Source organism: Nitrospirota bacterium (assembly GCA_040752355.1).
Classification (GTDB): domain Bacteria; phylum Nitrospirota; class Thermodesulfovibrionia; order Thermodesulfovibrionales; family Dissulfurispiraceae; genus JBFMCP01.
On record JBFMHE010000006.1, the window covers coordinates 140,008 to 160,752 of the forward strand.

The following is a 20,745-nucleotide window of genomic DNA, read 5'->3' on the forward strand; positions in this document are numbered from 1 at the left end:
CAGGATGAAGGAAGACCATGGTTAAAAGAACAGTACTCATTGTCGATGACGAAGAGGGCATACGGGAAAGCCTTTCCGGCATATTCGAGGATGACGGGTACCAGGTGCTCACCGCCTCCTCGGGAGAGGAGGCGCTCGAGATCGCAAAGGAACAGACGCCGGAGGTGATCCTCCTGGATGTGTGGCTCCCGGGTATGGACGGCGTAGAGACCCTCGGCAGGCTGCGGGAGCTCGACCGCGACGTCCCGGTCATCATCATCTCGGGCCACGGCAACATCGAGCTCGCGGTCAAGGCTACCCGCAGCGGCGCATACGACTTCCTGGAGAAGCCGCTCTCTCTCGAAAAGGTCCTGATCGTCGCCCGGAGGGCTCTCGAGCGCCGGAGCCTCGAGGAGGAGAACCGGCTCCTCAGGGCCGACCTGAGCAAGCGGTGGGTGCTGGTCGGAGACTCCCCGAAGATGAAACTCTTGCGGCAGCAGATCGAGATGGCGGCGCAGAGCAGCAGCAGGGTGCTGATCCTGGGAGAGAGCGGGACCGGGAAAGAGCTCGTCGCCCGGCAGCTCCATGAGAAGAGCCTGCGGGTGCGGGAGCCCTTCGTCGAAGTGAACTGCGCGGCCATTCCCCAGGAGCTGATCGAGAGCGAGCTCTTCGGCCACGAGAAGGGCGCGTTTACCGGCGCCACCGAGAAGAAGAGCGGCAAGTTCGAGCTCGCGGACAAGGGTACGCTCTTTCTCGACGAGATAGGCGATATGACGACGCAGACCCAGGCCAAGGTGCTGCGGGTCATCGAGACCCAGGTCTTCCAGCGGGTCGGCGGCAGCAAAAACATAAAGGTCGATGTGCGCATTATCGCCGCCACGAACAAAGACCTCGCCGATGCGGTGAAGAAGGGGAGCTTCAGAGAGGACCTCTATTTCAGGTTGAATGTGATCCCCCTTACCGTTCCGCCCCTCCGCGAGCGGCGCGAGGATATCCCCCCGCTGGTGCGGCACTTCATCGAGCTCTCCGCTGCCGAAAGCGGGCTGCGGCCGAAGGAGATAGCCTCGGATGTGCTACAATTATTGCAGGACCATGACTGGCCCGGAAATATACGGGAGCTGAAGAATATGGTCGAGCGGCTGATGATCATGGTTCCCTCCCGGGAGGTGACGAAGGCCGACGTCGAGGCGTTCGGCGTGCTGCAGTCCCGCAAGCTCTTCAAGGAGAGCGACTGCTTCTCACACAAGACGCTGAAAGACGCCCGCGATGCCTTCGAAAGGGACTTTATCGTCAGGAAGCTCGAAGAGAACAACTGGAACATCTCGAAGACCTCGGAAGCCATCGCCGTCGAGCGGAGCAACCTTCACAAGAAGATCAAGGCATACGATATTGCCGAACCCCACGAGTAACGCATGAGCGCGCTGGTCGCCATTGTGGGCCGCCCGAACGTCGGGAAGTCCGCCCTCTTCAACCGCATGATCAAAAAGGCGGGCTTCACCGCCGCGATCACCGAGAGCACCCCCGGGGTGACCCGCGACCGGAACTACGGCACCGCGGAGTGGGAGGGGCGAGCCTTCTCGGTGGTGGACACCGGGGGGTTCTATGCCGAAGGGCTGCCCCACGAGCAGGAAGAGATCGCCCGCCAGGTCAAGGAGCAGGCGTTCCTCGCCGTCGAGGAGGCGGATCTCATCGTCCATCTCCTCGACGGGAAAGAGGGGCTCACCCCGGACGACCTGGAGCTGTCGAGCATCCTCAGGAAGTCGGGGAAGAAGATCGTCTGGGCAGTGAACAAGATCGATGTCCCCCAGCGGGAGGACCGGATCGCCGAGTTCTACCGGATAGGAGCGGATGAGGTCATCCCTGTCTCCGCCGTTACCGGCCATGGGTTCGACGACTTCATGGATACGCTCGTCGCGGCCCTGCCCCCGGAGCAGCTCGCCGGGCCGGGAGCTCCCGAAACAGCGGACCTCCCGAAGATCGCGGTCGTCGGCCGTCCGAATGCAGGGAAGTCCACGCTGATCAATTCGCTGCTCGGAACGCAGCGCCTCATCGTCAGCCCGGTCCCCGGCACCACCCGGGACGCCATCGATTCCCTCTGCACCTACTATGGGAAAAAGTATCGTTTCATCGATACCGCGGGGATACGCAGAAAGGCCCGGGATTATTCGATCGAGGGGTTTTCGCTCCTCAGGGCGTTGAAGAGCATCGAGCGGGCGGATGTGGCGCTCATCGTCCTCGATGCCGCCGAAGGCATTGTCGAGCAGGACCAGCGGATCGCCGGCATCGTCCGGGACTACGGCAAGAGCGCGATCTTCCTTTTGAACAAATGGGACCTCATCAAAGAGCCCGAGGCAACCTACAAGCGGTTTTCCCAGGAGCTGAAGTACAAATTCTGGTTCATGGATTATGCCCCCTTCCTCACCATCTCGGGGATCGAGAAGAAGCGGACGGCAAAGATATTCCCCCTCATCGATGAGATCCTCGGGGAGCGGAGGAAGAGAATCCCGACCGGCGAGCTCAACCAGTTCCTCTCCCGGATGCTCTCGACAAAGCCCTTTCCCAAATATCGCGGCAGAGAGGTAAAGCTCTTCTACATGACGCAGGTCGGCACAGAACCGCCTACCTTCGCCCTCTTTGTGAACTATCCCGCAGCGGTCAAAGAGCAGCAGATCCGGCATATCGAAAAGGCGCTGCGCGACGCCTTTTCGTTCAAGGGCACACCCCTTAGGATCCAGGTAAAAGCCCGCTCACGGTAATACCTTACTGTAAGTCTCTCTAAATATGGTAAAATAAACGTTAGCAGTTGCAGCACGCAGCATCGGGGGCGCCTCGTTACGGGTGGGGATACGTCGGAGCTCATTAACGCTGTCCACGTGCAGACCAAGGAGGAAAGGCAATGCAGAAAATACTGGTGGCCCATGACGGGTCCAAATCTTCCGATAAGGCGTTGAAGAAAGCCATAGAGATCGCGCTCAGCCTTAACGCGTCCCTCACCGTGCTCGCCGTGGTCCCCGAGCTCTACCTCACCGAGCTCCCCGAGGCCGACAGAAACCGCATCTTCGAGTCCCTCTCCGAAGAGACGCGCGACGCGATGGAGAAGATACGGAAGTCGCTGTCGGGCAAGTCGATCGAGGTAAAGACGCTCATACGGCAGGGCGACCCCGCAGAAAAGATCATCGAGACGGCGCAGAAGATGAAAGTTGATATGATCGTCACCGGCTCGCACGGACGGCACGGCGCGAAAAAGTTTCTCCTCGGGAGCGTCTCAGCAAAGGTGGTCGATTACGCGCGCTGCTCCGTGCTGGTAGTCAAATAGCTCATAGCTGACAGCTGATAGGGTGACCATAATTGTGCGTCTTTGCTTTTGCTATGAGCTATCAGCTATGAGCTATTAGGTATCAGCTCGTCATGCCAGGCAGGTTCTGTTCTTTCCCGCCCTCTTCGCCCGGTACAGGGCCGCGTCGGCCTTCGTAATGAGCGCATCGAGGCTCTCTGCATCCATACCGTAGGTGGCGATGCCGAAGCTTGCGGTGACCTTCGTCCTCTTTGTCCGGCTTATCGCGATGACCATGACCTCGACCGCGGTCCTAATCCGCTCGGCTACGTCGAGGGCCGTCATCTTGTCAGTGTTCGGCAGCACGATGACGAACTCCTCGCCGCCGTAGCGCACTCCGATATCCGAAGCGCGGATATTCTTCGCGATCGCCTGGGCGAGGCTCCTCAGCGCCACATCCCCGGCGTCGTGCCCGTGGGTGTCGTTGAAGGCCTTGAAGTTGTCGATATCGAACATGACGATGCTCAGGAGCTGGTTGTTCCTGTCGGCTATGGCCAGCTGCTTTTCCATGAACGTCTCGAGGTACCGGCGGTTGTAGAGGCCGGTCAGGGGATCGATGAGGGCGAGCTTCTTGTTCGCTTCGAGGAGCCGCATCGTGTTGATGACCGGCGTCAGCAGGGCGATGAAATTGTCGATCGTCTCCTTGATGTCCTCGCTGAAGAACCCCGGCTGCGCGCTGTACATATAGAGTATCCCCGCGATGGAGCCGCCGATGTTGAGAGCGGTGCAGCAGTAACTCCCGGTCTTTGCCGCTGCGCTCTGGTACGGGCAGGCGTACTCCTTCGAGAGGTCCTTTATGAGGAAGGTGCCCGAATAGATATAGGATTTGCAGCGCTCGAGCCCCGGGAAGTGGTGGAGGTCCTTCACCCCCGTATCGTTGTGCTTCAGGATCTCGATGGTCCGGCGCCTCGCCGGATCGATGGCGACGAACGAGAGGGCGTTTATCCGCCCCGACCCTTTTCTGAGGGAGAGGAGGTAATGCCGGAAGATCTCGTACGCCTCCTCCTCGGTCAACGCCCTGGTGAGCTCCCGGGAAAAGGAGGCGATCGCGTTCAGCACGTTGTCCTTCTGCAGCGATGCCTTCCGCTCTTCATCCCGGTAGAGGATCAGCGAGATGCTCTTCGCCATGGTCTCGATCAGCTCGAGCTCGTGCTCCGCGTACCCGCCTTTCTTGTTGGCGAGGGCAATCAGCCCCATGACCCGGTCATGCCATAAGAAGGGGATTCCCAGGAAGGTATGGAGCGGCAGGTGTCCTTCCGGAACGCCCTTCCTCCGGGGGTCGTCCGGGTGGTTGCTGATCACCGCTTTCTTCGTCTGGATCACCGAGCCGAAGAGGTTATCCATGAAAGGACAGGGAAAGGCGCCGTCAGCGTCGAACCGCTGCATCGCCTTGTCATAGAGCTTCTTCCGGTGAGACCCCCGCCATTTCATGCCGCTCATGGCGATGATCTGGAGCGCCTTCTTTTCGCCGGCATCGCCGAGAGAGCCCACTGCACCGTATTCGCTGCCGGTCACTTTGACGGCGACGTTGAGGAGGTGGCTGATGGGGTCGCTGATGTCATCGGTTCGTATATATGAGACAATGGCCTTGTTTATGGCCGATATGGTGCTGTGCTGGCGCTCGATCTCCCGATAAGTAGCCCTCAGGACAGAGAGATCGGTGATGAAGGCGAACTCGCCGGTGACCCTTCCCGAGCCGTCGGCGAGCGGCGATGCTGACACCATGGTATAGATCTCCCGCCCGTTCCTGCTCCGGAAGGCTACGGGATAGCTCTCGGAGACGCCCTCGCGCCGCTTCTCAAGCGCCCGCCTCAGCGCCTCTCCCTGCTCTCCGTCCACCAGGTCGTAGATGCTCTTTCCCGGGAGTTCCGCCTCTTTGTAACCGAGGAACCGGGAGAGCGAGCGGTTCACCTTGCTGATCCTTCCTTCGAGATCGATCTCCCAGTATCCCTCTTTTGCGGTCTCGAGTATCCTCTGGTTTCTCTGTTCGAGGGTAAAGAGCCTCGTCACATCGGTCAGCACCAGGGCGATCTCTTCCAGTTCATCCTGTGCGCTCATAATAGGGGTGACGCTCGCATTCACCCAGAGCACTGTGCCATCGGCCTTTTTGATCCCCCTGATGATATTTCCCAGGGGCCTCCCGGTCTTGATCACCTGGTATACCGGCATATCGTTCCTGGCCACCCTGCCGCCGGACTCGTTGAGAAGGGCGAAAGGAGGCGCGTGGTACGGTTTGCCGACCATCTCCTCCCGGGTCGTCCCGAAGAGATCGAGCGCCGCCTGGTTGATCTCCCTCACCGTACCGGCCCTGTCGAACAGGATAAGGCCCTCGGAGAGGGTCTTCAGAACATTCCCGAGCCTGTTCCGTTCATGCCTGATAGCCTCGCTTTCGACGAACCGGTCCGTTATATCGTTGAAGACACCGCTCGCCGTAGTCTCTCTCTTTTTGAAAGCCCCCTCGATGATTTTATTCTTCAGATGAAAGATAAAGGCAGCCGGCTCCTCGCCGGCAGGGGTCTGCTGCACAAAGGCGGTCCATTGCTCCCTGCTCTTGAGCAGCCGGACAAAGGAGCTCCCCGCCGCCTGCTCGGCGCGCTCGAACCCGAGCTCCCGGATGCCGTGCCGGTTGACCCAGAGTATGGTGCCCTCGCTGTCGAGCTCCACTTCGATGAATCCTGCCTGCAGCATATCAAGAGACTCCTTGAAGCGTTGCAGCTGATCCACGATCATGACTCCTTTATGAGCGGCATGAATTTTTTCAGGGCCTCCCTGTAGGTGACAGGGGTAAAGCCGAACTGTTTGCTGATCGCATCCCGATCGCAAATATTATCCGCCTGGAGAAGCTCGAGCTGCTCGGCCGTGACCGTGGGGATCGTCTTTCCGAGCAGGCCGAAGAAGGCGCTCGAGAGCTTCGCGAAGGGGAGGCTCATTTTCACCATTTCCATCGGGATATGGCGTATCGGCTTCCTCACGCCCATCGCCCCCATGAACTGGGTGAGGAGCTCGTTGTAGGTCAGATGCTCCGGTCCGCCGATTTCGAAGATCTTCGATCCGGCGCTGCCGCGCTCGGGTGGATGCTCGCTGTCCGGGAAGACCGTCGCAAAGCAGCGCACCCAGTCATCGATCGAGAGGGGCTGGAACTTCGCCGTACCGCTCCCCGGCACCGGGACGAAGGGGCCCAGGGAGACGAGCGTCTTCAGCTTTTCGGTAAAGCCGTCGTCCGGTCCGATGATGAGCGACGGCCTGAATATGGTGGAGGGGATGCCGCTCGCCTTGACGATCTCTTCCGCTTCCGCCTTTGTCTTGAGGTAGCGCTGCCCGGCGCTCACCGAGGCGCCGAGGGCGCTCTGGTAAAAAACATGGCGCACCTTTGCGCGCTGCGCCTCTTCGACGAGATTGCGCGTACCTTCGACATGAACCTTCTCGAAGGTCACGGAGCCCTTTTCTTCGATAATACCGACGAGATGCACCGCGATACTGCAGCCTTCGAGCGCTCCTCTGAGGCTCTCCCTGTCGGTGATATCTCCGGCGATGGTCTGAAATCCTGAACTGCTGCAGAGGTCTGCTTTGTGTGGAGTGCGTATGAGGCAGCGGGCCCTATACGTGCCCTGCGTGAGAGAACGGATCAAGTGTCTTCCGACAAATCCTGTGCCGCCTGCGATAAAAAGCATCAGCTTATGGTTTCATCCCTCGCTCCCGGTACTCTAGCGCAAGAACCGCACCGATGTCCAGTGAAAAATACCTCTTCGCTACGTGAGCAATTCCTTGAGCGCGACCAGCGACCGTTCCTCGATCTCGCGGTGCAGGCTGTTGCCGTGCGCATCCATGGTGACGATCACCGGGAAGTCCGCCACCTCGAGCAGCCACATCGCTTCGGCAGCGCCGAACTCCTCTATTTTCCACCCGGTCACGACCCGCTGGATCCTGTCGGCGAGATACGCTGCCGTGCCGCTCACCGCGTGGAGATAAACGCAGCCGTGCTGCTTGAGCGCTTCCCGCGTGCCCTCTCCCATGCCTCCTTTGCCGATGATGCCCCTGATGCCGTAGCGCTTGATGACCTCCGGCTCGTACAGCTCGACTCTCATGCTCGTCGTCGGGCCGGCAGCGATGAGCCGGTAGGTATCGTCGGTCCTGGTGATGATCGGTCCGCAGTGGTAAATGACGCCCCCTTCGAGGCTGAACGGCATCTCGCCGCTCGCCGGGCGCTCCTGGACAAGAAACTTGTGCGCCTTGTCCCGGCCGGTGACGACAGGGCCGCTCAAGAGCAGCATATCGCCTACCGCGAGCTTCAGGACATCTTCAGGTGAAAGCGGTGTCGTTATCCTTCGGGCATCCATTCAGGTGCGCCTCCTCGTAAAAGACAAGTAAGAAGTAAGAACTGAGAAGTGGGAACTGAGAAGCAGGAAGTGAAGACAGGAGTCAGAATAAAGGATATCCCCTAAGCTCCCCCTTCTTCTTACTTCTTACTTCTTACTTCTTACTTCTTACTTGTCTTTTACCATATCAGCCGTCCCCTCCGGTTCGCCCAGCAGGCGAACGAGACATCGACGAAGTAGGATGCCGGGTGGCGGTGGGCGGCTCCCATCTTGACGCCGATCGCCGTGGTCTTTCCCCCGAACCCGAGGGGACCGATCCCGAGCCGGTTCAGGTCATCCAGCATGCGGGCCTCGAAGTCAGCGATTACCGCGTCGGCAGAGGTGTCGCCGAGCCTCCGCATCAGCTGCCGCTTCGAAAGCGCTGCGACCTGATCCTTGGCCCCTCCTATGGCAATACCGATTGTATAAGGAGAGCATCCCCTCCCCTGGGCCTTGAAGACAGCGTCGAGAACGCACTTCCTGACCCCCTCGAGGTCGCGCTCGGCCCGCACCTCGCTGCCGCCGATGGTGAGCACGGCGGGGAGCTTATAGACCTGTCCCAGGTTCTCGCTTCCCCCGCCCTTCAGCATGAGATCGACGGTCAGCATCTGTTCGTCGGTCTCGTCGATATAGATAAGCGGGAACGACGAACCGACATTATCGCCGGTGTTCTTTTCCGTTACGCTATCGACGGCATTGGCGCGGAGGGGGATCTTTTTGGTCGCAATACGGGTCGCGTCGATAATCACGTCCCGTATAACCCGGTGGCTCAGCCCGAGGGGAACCTTGACGAAGAAGACCGGGAACCCCGTATCCTGGCATATCGGGCGCGACTCGGTCCTCGCAATCGAGATATTGTTGAGGATAACCTCGAGCGACTCCCGCACACGGGGGTCTTCCTCGCGGAGAGAGGTCGCTCTCAGCGCCTCTTCGACATCGGTAGGGATCGACGTTGCTGCCTTCCGGTACAGCTCGACTATGCCGTCACGAAGTTTTAACAAGCTCTGCTCCGGATACTCTTTCCCTTCTCTTATATTAGGTGAAGTATATCAGAAAGACCCGGCTTTGGGAAGGATACCGAAGGGTTGCCGGCGCCGCGGCGCTCTCTCCGGAGTCGTCCCGCTATTGTCGCCGGCGGTTATGGTGGGGTCCGTTCCAGAGCGGTTTGCAGTATGAGTCCCTCAGGACTGCGGTCCGGCCGGTATCGAGATAGGTAATGCTTCTGCCTATGATATAGAGACTCCCGTCCCTGTCGAAGTATTTCGAGCCGCTCACTTCAAGGGCCATGCCCGGCTCGAACGTCAGGCCCTCCCGGGAGAGATACCAGGGAGGCGCCGTGATGACCTTATAGGGCCTGCCTCTCCCCTTCATCCGGACGACCACCGGCCCCCGCCGCTCCCGCTCTATGCCGACGACCCTTCCCCTGACAGTAATTTCGGTATTCTCGTCATACCCCTCCTTGATACCGGATTCAGCGCGGGCAGCGGAGAGGAAGAAGAGGAGCGGAAGAGCGGTGATCCATAAATACAGGAGCCTATGCTTGGTCATATGCCTATAGTATCCTTTGTGGATGAGGAGGGTCAAAGGCGAAAGCGGCGGCTCCTGCCCCTGACCCTCGTTCTGTCCGAATGCGGCGATTACAGGGCAGTTCTCCCCATGCCCATCATCCGGCCTCTGCCTGCTGCACCCATACCCATCTTTCCCATGCCGGCGCCACAGGCGCCGAGGCCGATGATGCCTGCCTGCTCCGCCTGCTCCCTGACCCGGGTCTTCAGATCGATCATGGCCTTCTGCTTGTCCCCGATGGCCTTCCAGTCGGGGTTCGACTGTGCCCTGAGCTCTCTCATTTCGGTTCTGAGCGTGAACATCTGCTCGCGAAGGGGAGCGATCTCCTTCTGGAACTGCTCCACCTTCTGTGCCTGTTCGGGGGTAAGAGCGGCATTCGCCGTCACGCATGCCCCCGGTCCCATGCCGTGGCCCATACCGCAGCCCATTCCCGGCCCCATACCGGCGCCGGGACCGATTGCGAGCGCAACCGATACCATCACCATGATGAGCGCCAGGGCAATACCAATACCTGCGACTTTCTTCATAACGAAACCTCCTTTTTGCTTTAGCTCACTACCCTGAAGCAAGCGCCATGCCACGAGGAGAAAGGACTGCTTTCCCTCGATTTAGCGAGCCGCGCAGCAGGAGCCCCGTGCAATTCATGCGCACGGAGGTGCAATCTTTGCAGGAGCAGAACCTAAAGGCCGTACTCTTTTATCTTGTAGTGGAGATTCCTTACGGATATCCCGAGGAGAGCGGCGGCCTCTTTCCTGTTTCCCCCTGTCTTTTCGAGCGCCCTCTCGATAGCGTGTTTCTTGACCGTTTCGAGGTCGCCGTCTTCCGGATGATGCCCCCCGCCGAGCCTCCGCCGTGCATGCTCCAGCTCGGGAGCGCGGCCGGTGATGACGCTCTTCTCGATCACGTTTTCGAGCTCCCGGATATTGCCGGGCCACGGGTACTCCGTGAACTGCGTCATCGTCTCCTCGGAGATCCGCGCGTCCTCTCTCCCGAGCCGGGCTGCGATCACGCCCGCCAGGTATGCTGCGAGCGCGGGGATATGCGCTCTCCGCTGGCGGAGCGGCGGGATCCGTACCGGGAAGACATTGAGCCGGTAATAGAGGTCCTCCCTGAATTTATGCTCTCTCACCAGGCTGTCCAGCTCCCTGTTCGTCGCCGCAATGACCCGCGCATCCGTCCGTATGGTGGAGAGAGAGCCGAGCCGCTCGAAGGTCTTCTCCTGCAGCACCTTCAGCAGTTTTGCCTGGAGCACAAGACTCATCTCGGAGATCTCGTCGAGAAAGAGGGTGCCCTGGTGGGCGCGCTCGAACTTGCCCTGCTTGCTCGCCACCGCGCCGGTAAACGCTCCCTTCTCGTAGCCGAAGAGCTCGGACTCGAGAAGGTTCTCGGGTATGGCCGCGCAATTGATATCGACAAAGGCGCCTGTCCTGCCGCTCATGTAATGGATCACTTTCGCGATGAGGCTCTTTCCGGTGCCCGTCTCTCCATAGAGCATGATCGTCGCGTCCGTGGGGGCCGCATCGCGGATATCGTCGTACACCCGTTCGATGCCCGCGAAAATGATATCGAGGGGCGGCAGCTCCCGGCCTCCCTCCGGAAGGGGAACCTTTGAGCCGGCACGGGTGCGCGCGAAGACCTTTGCCGCGGCCTCCCGCAGCTGTCCGGGGTCTCTGAGGGGTTTGGTTATATAATCGACCGCCCCCTGCTTCATGGCCGTTACCGCCGTATCCACTGTCGCAAAGGCGGTGATCATGACAAACTCTGCGGCGCTCTTCCTCCGCACCTCCTCCATGAACCGCAGCCCGTCCATTTTGGGCATTTTCAAATCCGTGATGACGAGATGGGGAGAGAAGGCGTCGATGTCCTTCAAGGCTGCCTCGGCATCGGACATGCCCTTTACCGTATAGCCTTCATCCTGCAGGATCCTGGTAAGGAGCAGTACGAATGACGTTTCGTCATCGACAACGAGTATTCTGAAGTCCGCTTTCTTCATATCGTTTCCTTGCGCCGCCCTTTATAGCAAAAAACGACGCACAGCCTTATTATATAAAATTCTTCGGCAGTGTTATGGTGAAGGTCGTCCCCGCGCCGGGCTCGCTCTCGATGGCGACCGTCCCTCCCATGGCCCCCACCAACTTATCGACGATAGCGAGCCCGAGCCCCGTGCCTCTCGTTTTTGTCGTATAGAAGGGGGAGAGCGCCTTGGCAGCGGTCTCGCTGTCCATACCGCACCCGCTGTCCCGGACTATGATGGCCAGGGTAGTGCCGCGGTCTTCGGCCTCGAGTGCAACGGCGCCGTTGCACTCCGCCGCTTCGAGCGCGTTATGGAGCAGGTTCAGCAGCACCTGCTTCAGCTTGTCCCTGTCCGCCCTGACGAGCAGTCCGGCGGGGATATTCTGGTGAAGAGCGCACGCAGCCGTTTCAGGCAGGGCTCTCCCGAGCGCCTGCATCGCCTCTTCCCCGAGCGCTCCCAGGTCGAGCTCCTGCGGCCGCAGCTCTACCGGCCGCGCATAGAGGAGCAGGTCCTCGGTAAGACGCTCGAGCCGTTCGGCCTCTGCAACGATGATATCCAGAGAGGCGTCGTTGTCGCCGCGGTCCGGCGAGCCGGTCTTCTCCTGCTGCTCTCTCAGGTACTGGGCAAAGCCCTTGATGCTGCCGAGGGGGTTGCGGATCTCATGGGCAAGCACCGAGGCCATCTCCCCGATGACGGCGAGCCGTTCCTTCTCCGCCATTGCCATCTTCAGCTCTTCGGAGCGCCGCGCGGCCTGCATGAAAAAGATCCCGACGCCCCAGAGCATGACGATGATCGCGGCGATGCTCAGCAGATGGTACCGGGCCTGGCGCACCATCTCTTCGACGGGGAAGGTATGCAGTGCTACCCTGAGGAGGCTCGCCCCGGGTCCGCTGTGCAGAGGATAGTTCATCACGAACACCCGCTCGCCGGTCCCGAGGGTAAGATAGCGGTAGACAGGCTGGTCCGCAGCGGCAGCTTCCTGCAGTTCACGGTCCTCGACCCTCCTGCCGACGAGATTCTCGTTCGAGTGGAGCAGGATGGCGCCGTCCTCGCCATACAGGGCGATATAGGCGATCCCCTCCCACTTCCCGCCGGCAATAATGTCCCTGAAGATAGTGCGCTGCACGAAAGGGGCCGGCCCTCCTCCCTGCGTGACTGCGGGGGGCTCTCCCAGCAGGGCTTCGAGGCTTGCGGCTATTCCCAGGGCCTGGAACCGGAGCGCATCCTCGGCAGCGGCGAGCGAGCGGCGGTAGTGCACCGCTGTGCTCGCTACCGTTATCGCCGTTGCCGCAACGAGGATTATGATGAACGAGAGACGATGGCGTGAGAGCTGCGTGCGCGGCGCGAGGGCCATGGATCGCTCCCCCTCTCTTCTCATGCCGCGCCCTCGCCCTCGAGAATGAACTGAACCAGCGCAACGGCGACGATTGCCGCTGTCTCGGCGCGCAGTATCCTGCTCCCCAGCGTCACCGGCACGATGCCCTGCGCTTCCGCTCGATGGACTTCGTCGATAGAGAACCCGCCTTCGGGTCCTATGAAAAGATGGAGCGGCGAGGAGCCGTAAGGATGAAGGGATGGATCGCCGGAAGAGGAGCCCGGTGGGAGGGCTATGCGAGAGAGCGCCTCCCTCAGCGGCAGACCGGTCCGCTCCCAGAAAATCATGCCCCTGAGCGATTCGGCGCGCTGCAGCGAGAAGAAAGCCGCGAAGGTCATCGGCTCGCGGACGAGGGGAATCACCGCCCGGCCGGACTGTTCGGCAGCCTCTTCAGCGATCTTGCCCCACCGCTGCACCTTTCTCGTCTCCCTGACGAGGCTCCGCTCGGCGATGAGGGGGACGATCTCCTTGACTCCCAGCTCCGTAGCCTTCTGGATCACCATATCCATCTTTTCGCCCTTAAGCACTCCCTGGCAGAGGAAAAGAGGCACGGGGGGCTCAGCTGCCGCCTGCCGTTCGCCCAGGATAGCGATGCGCACTTCCCGCTTTGTCATGCCGGTGATCTCCGCGTCGTACGCTTTCCCCTTTCCGTCGATCACCTCTATGCGGTCTCCTTTCGAGCACCGGAGCACGGAGAGAAGATAGCGGGACGTATCGGGAGGCAGGCTGATATCGATACGTTGTGCGATGGCTTCCGGAGAGAGCGCGATTCTCATAGCGCGGGCACCGGGGCTACATCGAAAAGAGATCCTTGATCTTGTCTTTGAATCCCCTCGCGTCGTCGTGGGCCTCCTCGCTGATGCGCGCGAACTCTTCGAGGAGCTCTTTCTGGCGGGGCGTCAGCTTTTTGGGGACATCGATGTACACGCTGACGACCTGGTCCCCCCGGTGATGACTGCCGATGCGGGGCACCCCTTTATTCTTCAGATGGAACGATTTTCCCGAGGGAGTCCCCGGCGGAATCTTGAGCGTTGCGGGGCCGTTGAGGGTGGGCACCTCCACTTCGCCTCCGAAAACAGCCTTCGGATACGAGAGCGGCATCTGGCAATAGATGTTCATGCCGTCCCGCTTGAAGAGCGGATGCTCGTCGACGCTCAGTACCACATACAGGTCGCCGGGAGGGCCGCCGAAGCTGCCGAAATCCCCCTCGCCGGTCAACCGCAGCCGTGACCCGCTGTCGACGCCGGCAGGGATTTTGACCGACAGCTCGCGCTGCTCCTTGACCTTGCCGTTCCCTTCACAGGTGCGGCAGGGATTCGTAATGATCTTCCCGGTCCCCTGGCACTTTCCGCAGGTCTTCGAGACGCTGAAAAACCCCTGCTGGAACCGTATATGCCCCGTTCCTTTGCACTGTGAGCAGGTAGTGGGAGGGCTCCCCGGCTCCGCCCCGGTGCCGCTGCAGACGGAGCAGGCTTGCCAGCGGGGGACCTTGATCGTCTTCTCGGCGCCGAAGGCGACCTCCTCGAGCGTCACCGCGAGATTGTAGCGCAGGTCGGCGCCTTTGGTGGCGCGGGTCCTTTTGCCGCCGCCGAAGGCGCCGAAGAAGCCGTCGAAGATATCCTCGAAGAGGTCCTCGAACGGCGCGCCACCGCCGAACCCGCCGAAGCCGTATCCCGCGCCGGCGCCGAGGCCTTCAGCAGTGCCGTACCGGTCGTAGTTGCCGCGTTTTTCAGGGTCGCCGAGGCAGGTATAGGCCTCGTTGATCTCCTTGAACCGCTCTTCGGACTCCTTGTCTCCGGGGTTTCTGTCAGGATGGTATTTTAAAGCGAGCTGCCGGAACGCCTTCTTTATATCTTCCTGCGTGGCATCCCGGCCAACGCCGAGAACGCTGTAGTAATCTTTCATACGTTTACTAGTGTACCACAGGGAGCGCCGGGGCGTAAACGCGTCCGGCGCTCCCTGTTATCATCGAACAGCGGTACTGCAGCTTACTTGTTCTTTTCTACATCCTCGAATTCCGCCTCCACCACTTCCTCCTCCGGAGACTTCGCCTGCGCCCCGGCGCCTGCGCCGGCGGCCTCGCCCGCCGCTCCCTGCTGGGCCTGCTGCTGCCGATAGATGTGCTCGGCGATCTTGTGCGACGCCTTGGTGAGCTCGTCGACCGCAGCCTGCAGTTCCGCGGCATCGGTGCTGGTATCCTTCAGCCGCTTGCACTTCTCGAGGGCGGCCTCGATCTCCTTCCTCTCGGTCTCGGAGAGCTTGTCGCCGTAGTCCTTCAGCGACTTTTCGACTGAATAGACGAGGGTGTCGGCGCTGTTCTTCGCCTCGGCGAGGGCTTTCTTCTTCCTGTCCTCTTCGGCGTGCGCCTCTGCATCGCGCATCATCTTCTTGACCTCTTCCTCGCTCAGGCCGCTCGAAGCGGTGATCCTGATCGACTGCTCCTTGCCGGTGCCAAGGTCCTTGGCCGAGACATGGAGAATGCCGTTGGCGTCGATATCGAAGGTGACCTCGATCTGCGGCACGCCCCGCGGCGCCGGGGGGATACCCACGAGCTCGAAGACGCCGAGGAGCTTATTGTCCGCGGCCATCTCGCGCTCTCCCTGGTGCACCTTGATCGTAACCGCCGGCTGGCTGTCGGTGGCGGTCGAGAAGACCTGCGACTTCTTCACCGGGATGGTGGTGTTCCGTTCGATGAGCTTGGTGAAGACGCCGCCAAGTGTCTCGATGCCGAGCGAGAGGGGCGTCACATCGAGGAGCAGCACCTCCTTCACCTCTCCCTTGAGCACCGCCGCCTGAATGGCGGCGCCGACCGCGACCACCTCGTCCGGGTTGACCCCTTTATGGGGCTCCTTGCCGAAAAAGCCCTGCACCGCCTGCTGGACCTTCGGCATTCTCGTCTGGCCGCCGACGAGGATCACCTCGTCGATATCCTTCTGGGAAAACCCCGCATCGGCGAGCGCCTTCTTGCAGGGCTCGAGCGTCTTCTGGACCAGGTCATCGGTGAGCTGCTCCAGCTTGGCCCTCGAGAGCTTCATCAGGAGATGCTTCGGCCCGGTCGCATCGGCAGTGATGAAGGGGAGGTTGATCTCGGTCTCGGCAGCGGTCGAAAGCTCGATCTTCGCGCGCTCGGCTGCTTCTTTGAGGCGCTGGAGCGCCATCTTGTCCTGCTTGAGGTCGATCCCCTGCTCCTTCCGGAACTCATCGACGAGCCAGTCGATGATCCTGAGGTCGAAGTCGTCGCCGCCCAGATACGTGTCGCCGTTGGTGGAGCGCACCTCGATGACGCCTTCGCCGATCTCGAGCACCGACACGTCGAAGGTGCCGCCGCCCAGGTCATAAACGATGACCTCTTCCTCTTTCTTCTTCTCGAGGCCGTAGGCGAGGGCCGCAGCCGTGGGCTCGTTGATGATCCTGAGGACGTTCAAGCCCGCGATCTGTCCCGCGTCTTTCGTCGCCTGGCGCTGGCTGTCGTCGAAGTAGGCGGGCACGGTGATGACCGCCTCGGTGACGGTCTCGCCGAGATAATCCTCTGCCGCCTGCTTCAGCTTCTGGAGGATCATTGCCGAGATCTCGGGCGGGGAGTACCGCTTGCCGCGGATCTCGACATGCGCATCGCCGTTCGACGCCTCCGCGATCTTGTAGGGGAGCCGCTTGCGGGCATGCTCGACTTCGGGAGAAGAGTACTTTCTCCCCATGAGCCTCTTTATCGAAAAAACCGTGTTTTCGGGATTGGTGACCGCCTGCCGCTTGGCGATCTGGCCGGCGAGGCGCTCTCCTTTTTCGGTAAACGCGACCACGGAAGGAGTGATGCGCGACCCCTCCTGGTTCGGTATCACCACCGGCTCGCCGCCCATAACTACCGCCACTACCGAGTTCGTTGTTCCGAGATCTATGCCGATTGCCTTACCCATCTTCTCCTCCTTGGTCACTAATGAGATATATAAAATTCCTTGCGCGTGGTTACGGTTTCTTCGAGACGACGACGAGCGAGGGCCGCAGCACCTTGTCCTTGTAGAGGTACCCCTTCCTGAACTCCTCGACGACCGTATTGGGCTCCTTATCCGCCCGCTCGACCTGTGTCATGGCGTGATGGTAGGCGGGATCAAAGGGCTTGTCGAGCGCCTCGATCGGCACGATGCCGAACTTCTCCAGCGTCCGGTGCATCTCCCTGAGCGTATTCTCTACGCCCTGTACCAGGGCCTGCAGCGATCCGCCGTCGCCCTCTGCCGCGTGTTTCAACGCCATCTGCAGGTTATCGACAACCGGCAGGAGCTCATAGGCCAGCGATTCATTGGCATATTTGTTGAGCTCCTCCCTGTCTTTCTGCGCCTTCTTCCGGTAGTTGTCGAACTCCGCATAGAGGCGCACATATTTATCCTTCATCTCTTCCAGCTCGTTCTGTATGGTCTCTACCGCTTCGGGCATCTTGTCTTCGACCTCCGCAGCGGCGCCGAGCTCGCCGGCCTTGCCGGCTGCGCCCCCGGAAGCTGCTGTCGTCCGTTCTTGCTCATTCATAGGCTTTCACCCCCTGTAGCGCTATCGCTCAAAGGTCTTGCTGACGCACCGCGCCATCGCATCGACCATCAGTATCGCTTTCGCATAATCCATGCGCGTCGGCCCGACAAGCGCGATAACGCCCATCGGCCGGTCGCCCTCCCTGTAGGGGGAGATCACGAGGCTGAGATGCCTCAGGTCCTCGATAGGGTTTTCATCGCCGATGACCACCCTGACCCCCTCCGCCTCCATGAGCTCGTCGAGGAGCTTCAGGATCATATGCTTGTCCTTTATCGCCCGGGACAGCTCTTTGATGCGCGCCATGTTGGAGAAGTCGGGCAGGTTCATCACGTCGTAGAGGTCCGAGACGAAGATATCGTCCCCTCCGAAAGAGAGCGCCTGCTCGTAGATCTCGATCGCCTTTGCAACCAGCTTGTCCCATACCGCCTTCTCGTGCTTGATCCGCCCGATCAGCATGCCCTTGATCTCGTCGAGCAGGTAGCCCGAGTACTCTTCATTGAGATAATCGGCTATCCTGTTCAGGTCGTCCTGGGTAAGCTGAGGATCTACCTCGAGCACCTTGTTCTTGACGACCCCCTCGTCGGTCAGGAGCAGGGCGACCACCTTTGCCCCCCTATACCGGATGAGATCGATCTTCTTGAACGTGCTCTTCTCGGGCTTGGGCGGAACGGCGATGCCCACATAGTTGGACATCAGCGAGAGGGTCGCGGTTACCTCCGAGAACATCTCGTTGATATCGCTCTTTACCGAATCGAGCTTGGTGGTAAAATGCTTCATGAACTCACCGGGAAAGTCGTTGTAGTTACTCTTCTTTTCCGCATTCAAGAGAGAGTCTACAAAGAACCGGTACGCTTTATCCGTCGGGATCCGTCCTGCCGAGGTGTGGGGCTGGCTCAGCAGCCCGAGGTCCTCCAGGTCGGCCATAATGTTCCTGATAGTCGCCGAAGAGCACCCCATCGAAAACCGCTTCGTTATGAAACGCGAACCGACCGGCTCGGGCGCCTCGATATAGCTCTGCACTACGGCGTAGAGCACCTGTTTGCTTCTTTTATCAAGCATATCAAATAACATCGACAGTTGCACCTCACTTTAGCACTCGCTGTGACCGAGTGCTAATAATTTAACAGTAGGAGGCCGTACCTGTCAAGGTACGGCCTGTTTTTCAAGGTGGTATCGATGTCAGGGGATATTCAGGATTTCCGGCTGCCGCGGTCCGCCGGGACTACCACTGCAGCTTCCGCTGCATCAGCCTCTCGTACATCTTGGGCGGCATGAACGCCTGCTGGTGAATCTCATCGCTGTAATAGCGGGTATCGATAGTATAGGGCTGGCGCATCGTCCTGAGGTCGTGCTTTTTCGAAGCAGCGGAGAAGGTCCACCAGTTGCCTGCATAGGTTGCGATCGGCGCGGTATAGAGATCCACGAGGGGGAAGATGAGCTTCATCGCCTCCTGCACCTCGATGACGATATCCTTGTGGAAATGGAGCGATTCGGAGAGGGTCACGAACATGCCCTCGTCCGTGAGGGAATCCTTTACCGACTTGAAGAACTCGACGGTGAAGAGGCTCTTCGCAAAGCCGATGATGTCGGTCGAGTCGACGATCACGACATCGATATCGCCGTCCCTCCCCTTCACGAACTCCGCTCCGTCCATGCACTTTATCTCGACGCGGGGGTCATCGACGCCGCCCGCTACCGTGGGGAAGAACTTCTTCGATACGTTGATGACCTCCTCGTCGATCTCGATGAAGTATACCTTCTCGACCGCCTTGTGCTTCAGCACCTCCCTGACCGTCCCGCCGTCGCCGCCGCCGATAACGATCACCCGCCGCGGATCGGGGTGGGCATGCATCACCATATGCACCAGCATCTCGTGGTAGAAGAGCTCGTCGCGCTCGGTGATCTGCACCACGCCGTCGAGGATGAGCATCTTGCCGAAGTGAGGGTTCTCGATCACCATGATCTCCTGGAATGCGCTCTTGCTCTTATGAAGAATGGTTCCTACTTCGTAGACATACTGTATCGGGGCATAGGGGTCCTTCTCGAAAAACTTGATCATGGCGCTCCTCCTTATATGCGTTATGGTGTTATAGCGCACAGCGTTTATCGCGCCACAACACGAAAAGTATAATAGTCTCTCTCGACGCTACAGCGCATTGCGCTATAACGCCCAACGCTAAATAACGATCGTCTTGGGAATGGAAAACCCGTTGAACTCGGAGGCATAGGATATGGTATACGCCCCGCTCGAGAGGATCAGGATACGGTTGCCGATGTCGGGTTCCGGCAGCTCCACCTCCCTGTCGATCACATCGAAGCTGTCGCAGCTCGGGCCGGCGACGGTCCAGGTCTTGGCGTCGCTCCTGCTGCCCACTACATACGTGTATTTGATGCCGCCGATGCTCTCCATGAGCCCGTTGAAGACGCCCACGTCGATATACAGCCAGTTCTCGTCGCCGCGCTGCGCCTTTCCCACGACGGTCGAGACGAAGATGCCGGCATCGCCGACCACGGCCCTCCCGGGCTCTATGAAGATCTCGACATCCTGCGGGAACTTCTGGAATAGGGCCTTGTTCACCTTCTTTTCTATCGTTTCGATATCGACCACGTTCTTCGTGTAGCGGATCGGGTAGCCGCCGCCGATGTTCAGTATCTTCAGCCGTATGCCGTTCTGCTCGGCCGTCTCCCACAACTCCCGCGCCTTTTCGATCGCCGTATTCCAGTTGTATACGTTATTGCACTGCGATCCGACATGAAACGTGATCCCCACCGGCTCGAGCCCTTTCTCCCGGGCATAGAGCAGCAGCTCCGCTGCCTCGTCCATCTCGACGCCGAACTTCTTGCTCAGCGGCCATTCGCTCCCCTCGTTCGGCACCGAGAGCCTGACATACACCTTGGAGCCCGGCGCATAGCGGGCGAGCTTATCCACCTCGACCCTCGAATCATAGGCATAGTACGCCACGCCGTAGTCGACCGCCTGTTCCAGGAACTTGAAGGTCTTCATGGGATTGCTCGTGATGATACGGCCGGGCTCGACCCCGATCGAGACGAGCATCTGGAGCTCGCCCTCGGAGGCGATCTCGAACCCGGTGCCGAGGGAGTTCATCAGCTTGAGCACCTCGATGTCGGGGTTGGCCTTCACCGCATAGAATACCTTTGCATTCTTTATGCTCTTCCCTATCTTGGCGACCTTCTCGGCGACCACTTCCCTGTCCATGAGCAGATAGGGCGGCGGCTCGTCGCTCAGGGCGATATAGTTGAGGACCTTGTTCCATGTCTTCCTGCTGATAAAATCCGACGGCAAATCCATGCTCTGCTCCACCATCCTGACATCCCGGGCACAGAGGCGCGTACCCGTTAAGCTCTCATCCTAAAAAGGAGAGAAATATTATAGTAAATATCGCCGCAATATACAAATTTCCGGGGAGGGGTAGTGAGCGGACGGCATGCCGCACTAAAGGCAGAGCGGTTTTAAAGCCGTTACCATGCAACACCGCTGAACATGCCCTGGAGCGATAGTAACCCGGGAGGTTGTTTGAGCGTGAGTGGACTCAAGGTGACCACAGGGGGAGATGAAACAACCAATGATCCTATCGCCGTAAGGGCA

The 20,745-nt window shown here is 59.9% G+C and carries 18 protein-coding genes; 3 read left to right on the forward strand and 15 right to left on the reverse strand.

The features are described from left to right. Positions 1-17: 17 nt before the first annotated feature. From AB1805_06340 to AB1805_06350, 3 genes are all read left to right on the forward strand, one after another. A complete protein-coding gene (locus AB1805_06340) occupies positions 18-1,388 on the forward strand; it encodes a sigma-54 dependent transcriptional regulator (GenBank protein ID MEW5745036.1) in 1,371 nt (456 codons plus the stop codon). Positions 1,389-1,391: 3 nt separating this feature from the next. After that, positions 1,392-2,735: a ribosome biogenesis GTPase Der gene (gene der, locus AB1805_06345; GenBank protein MEW5745037.1), complete on the forward strand. Its 1,344-nt coding sequence runs from the start codon at positions 1,392-1,394 to the stop codon at positions 2,733-2,735. A 140-nt stretch (positions 2,736-2,875) separates the two neighbouring features. Beyond that, entirely contained in the window at positions 2,876-3,295 is a 420-nt protein-coding gene (locus AB1805_06350) for a universal stress protein (GenBank protein ID MEW5745038.1), read from the forward strand. A gap of 90 nt (positions 3,296-3,385) precedes the next feature. Here the strand turns inward: AB1805_06350 and AB1805_06355 are convergent, their stop codons facing one another. The 15 genes from AB1805_06355 to AB1805_06425 all read right to left on the reverse strand — a co-directional run bounded on the left by AB1805_06355 (position 3,386) and on the right by AB1805_06425 (position 20,448). After that, positions 3,386-6,037, reverse strand: coding sequence for a diguanylate cyclase (locus AB1805_06355; GenBank protein ID MEW5745039.1), 2,652 nt, complete (start codon positions 6,035-6,037; stop codon positions 3,386-3,388). 2 nt (positions 6,038-6,039) lie between these two features. Continuing rightward, on the reverse strand, positions 6,040-6,984 hold the full coding sequence (locus AB1805_06360; protein ID MEW5745040.1) for a complex I NDUFA9 subunit family protein: 945 nt from the start codon (positions 6,982-6,984) through the stop codon (positions 6,040-6,042). Between the two features lie 78 nt (positions 6,985-7,062). Further along, on the reverse strand, positions 7,063-7,650 hold the full coding sequence (locus AB1805_06365) for a FumA C-terminus/TtdB family hydratase beta subunit (protein MEW5745041.1): 588 nt from the start codon (positions 7,648-7,650) through the stop codon (positions 7,063-7,065). A 158-nt stretch (positions 7,651-7,808) separates the two neighbouring features. Next, the gene (locus AB1805_06370; protein ID MEW5745042.1) at positions 7,809-8,669 is read right to left on the reverse strand and encodes a fumarate hydratase; all 861 of its coding nucleotides are present in this window, start codon (positions 8,667-8,669) and stop codon (positions 7,809-7,811) included. A 121-nt stretch (positions 8,670-8,790) separates the two neighbouring features. After that, a complete protein-coding gene (locus AB1805_06375) occupies positions 8,791-9,216 on the reverse strand; it encodes a hypothetical protein (GenBank protein MEW5745043.1) in 426 nt (141 codons plus the stop codon). A gap of 89 nt (positions 9,217-9,305) precedes the next feature. After that, positions 9,306-9,761, reverse strand: coding sequence for a periplasmic heavy metal sensor (locus AB1805_06380; GenBank protein ID MEW5745044.1), 456 nt, complete (start codon positions 9,759-9,761; stop codon positions 9,306-9,308). A 152-nt stretch (positions 9,762-9,913) separates the two neighbouring features. Further along, positions 9,914-11,227 carry a sigma-54 dependent transcriptional regulator gene (locus AB1805_06385; GenBank protein MEW5745045.1) on the reverse strand — a complete coding sequence of 438 codons (1,314 nt, stop codon included), beginning with the start codon at positions 11,225-11,227 and terminating at the stop codon, positions 9,914-9,916. A 49-nt stretch (positions 11,228-11,276) separates the two neighbouring features. Continuing rightward, on the reverse strand, positions 11,277-12,626 hold the full coding sequence (locus tag AB1805_06390) for an ATP-binding protein (protein MEW5745046.1): 1,350 nt from the start codon (positions 12,624-12,626) through the stop codon (positions 11,277-11,279). After that, positions 12,623-13,399, reverse strand: coding sequence for a 16S rRNA (uracil(1498)-N(3))-methyltransferase (locus tag AB1805_06395; GenBank protein MEW5745047.1), 777 nt, complete (start codon positions 13,397-13,399; stop codon positions 12,623-12,625). Before AB1805_06395 ends, AB1805_06390 begins: the two co-directional genes overlap by 4 nt. A 16-nt stretch (positions 13,400-13,415) precedes the next feature. After that, positions 13,416-14,528 (reverse strand): molecular chaperone DnaJ, encoded by a 1,113-nt coding sequence (dnaJ, locus tag AB1805_06400; GenBank protein MEW5745048.1) that lies wholly within the window; start codon positions 14,526-14,528, stop codon positions 13,416-13,418. 83 nt (positions 14,529-14,611) lie between these two features. Then, positions 14,612-16,534: a molecular chaperone DnaK gene (gene dnaK / locus AB1805_06405; protein ID MEW5745049.1), complete on the reverse strand. Its 1,923-nt coding sequence runs from the start codon at positions 16,532-16,534 to the stop codon at positions 14,612-14,614. Between the two features lie 49 nt (positions 16,535-16,583). Further along, positions 16,584-17,138 carry a nucleotide exchange factor GrpE gene (gene grpE / locus AB1805_06410; GenBank protein MEW5745050.1) on the reverse strand — a complete coding sequence of 185 codons (555 nt, stop codon included), beginning with the start codon at positions 17,136-17,138 and terminating at the stop codon, positions 16,584-16,586. 21 nt (positions 17,139-17,159) lie between these two features. After that, positions 17,160-18,197, reverse strand: coding sequence for a heat-inducible transcriptional repressor HrcA (hrcA, locus tag AB1805_06415; GenBank protein ID MEW5745051.1), 1,038 nt, complete (start codon positions 18,195-18,197; stop codon positions 17,160-17,162). Between the two features lie 163 nt (positions 18,198-18,360). Next, positions 18,361-19,197, reverse strand: a complete 837-nt coding sequence (gene speE, locus AB1805_06420; protein MEW5745052.1) for a polyamine aminopropyltransferase — start codon at positions 19,195-19,197, stop codon at positions 18,361-18,363. Between the two features lie 117 nt (positions 19,198-19,314). Next, a complete protein-coding gene (locus AB1805_06425) occupies positions 19,315-20,448 on the reverse strand; it encodes a type III PLP-dependent enzyme (protein MEW5745053.1) in 1,134 nt (377 codons plus the stop codon). Positions 20,449-20,745: the final 297 nt, after the last annotated feature.

Coding starts and splice junctions, on each gene's coding strand:
- AB1805_06340 (MEW5745036.1), top strand. CDS start 18: ATGGTTAAAAGAACAGTACTCATTGTCGATGACGAAGAGGGCATACGG.
- der (MEW5745037.1), top strand. CDS start 1,392: ATGAGCGCGCTGGTCGCCATTGTGGGCCGCCCGAACGTCGGGAAGTCC.
- AB1805_06350 (MEW5745038.1), top strand. CDS start 2,876: ATGCAGAAAATACTGGTGGCCCATGACGGGTCCAAATCTTCCGATAAG.
- AB1805_06360 (MEW5745040.1), bottom strand. CDS start 6,984: ATGCTTTTTATCGCAGGCGGCACAGGATTTGTCGGAAGACACTTGATC.
- AB1805_06365 (MEW5745041.1), bottom strand. CDS start 7,650: ATGGATGCCCGAAGGATAACGACACCGCTTTCACCTGAAGATGTCCTG.
- AB1805_06375 (MEW5745043.1), bottom strand. CDS start 9,216: ATGACCAAGCATAGGCTCCTGTATTTATGGATCACCGCTCTTCCGCTC.
- AB1805_06380 (MEW5745044.1), bottom strand. CDS start 9,761: ATGAAGAAAGTCGCAGGTATTGGTATTGCCCTGGCGCTCATCATGGTG.
- AB1805_06385 (MEW5745045.1), bottom strand. CDS start 11,227: ATGAAGAAAGCGGACTTCAGAATACTCGTTGTCGATGACGAAACGTCA.
- AB1805_06390 (MEW5745046.1), bottom strand. CDS start 12,626: ATGAGAAGAGAGGGGGAGCGATCCATGGCCCTCGCGCCGCGCACGCAG.
- AB1805_06395 (MEW5745047.1), bottom strand. CDS start 13,399: ATGAGAATCGCGCTCTCTCCGGAAGCCATCGCACAACGTATCGATATC.
- dnaJ (MEW5745048.1), bottom strand. CDS start 14,528: ATGAAAGATTACTACAGCGTTCTCGGCGTTGGCCGGGATGCCACGCAG.
- dnaK (MEW5745049.1), bottom strand. CDS start 16,534: ATGGGTAAGGCAATCGGCATAGATCTCGGAACAACGAACTCGGTAGTG.
- grpE (MEW5745050.1), bottom strand. CDS start 17,138: ATGAATGAGCAAGAACGGACGACAGCAGCTTCCGGGGGCGCAGCCGGC.
- hrcA (MEW5745051.1), bottom strand. CDS start 18,197: ATGCTTGATAAAAGAAGCAAACAGGTGCTCTACGCCGTAGTGCAGAGC.
- speE (MEW5745052.1), bottom strand. CDS start 19,197: ATGATCAAGTTTTTCGAGAAGGACCCCTATGCCCCGATACAGTATGTC.
- AB1805_06425 (MEW5745053.1), bottom strand. CDS start 20,448: ATGGATTTGCCGTCGGATTTTATCAGCAGGAAGACATGGAACAAGGTC.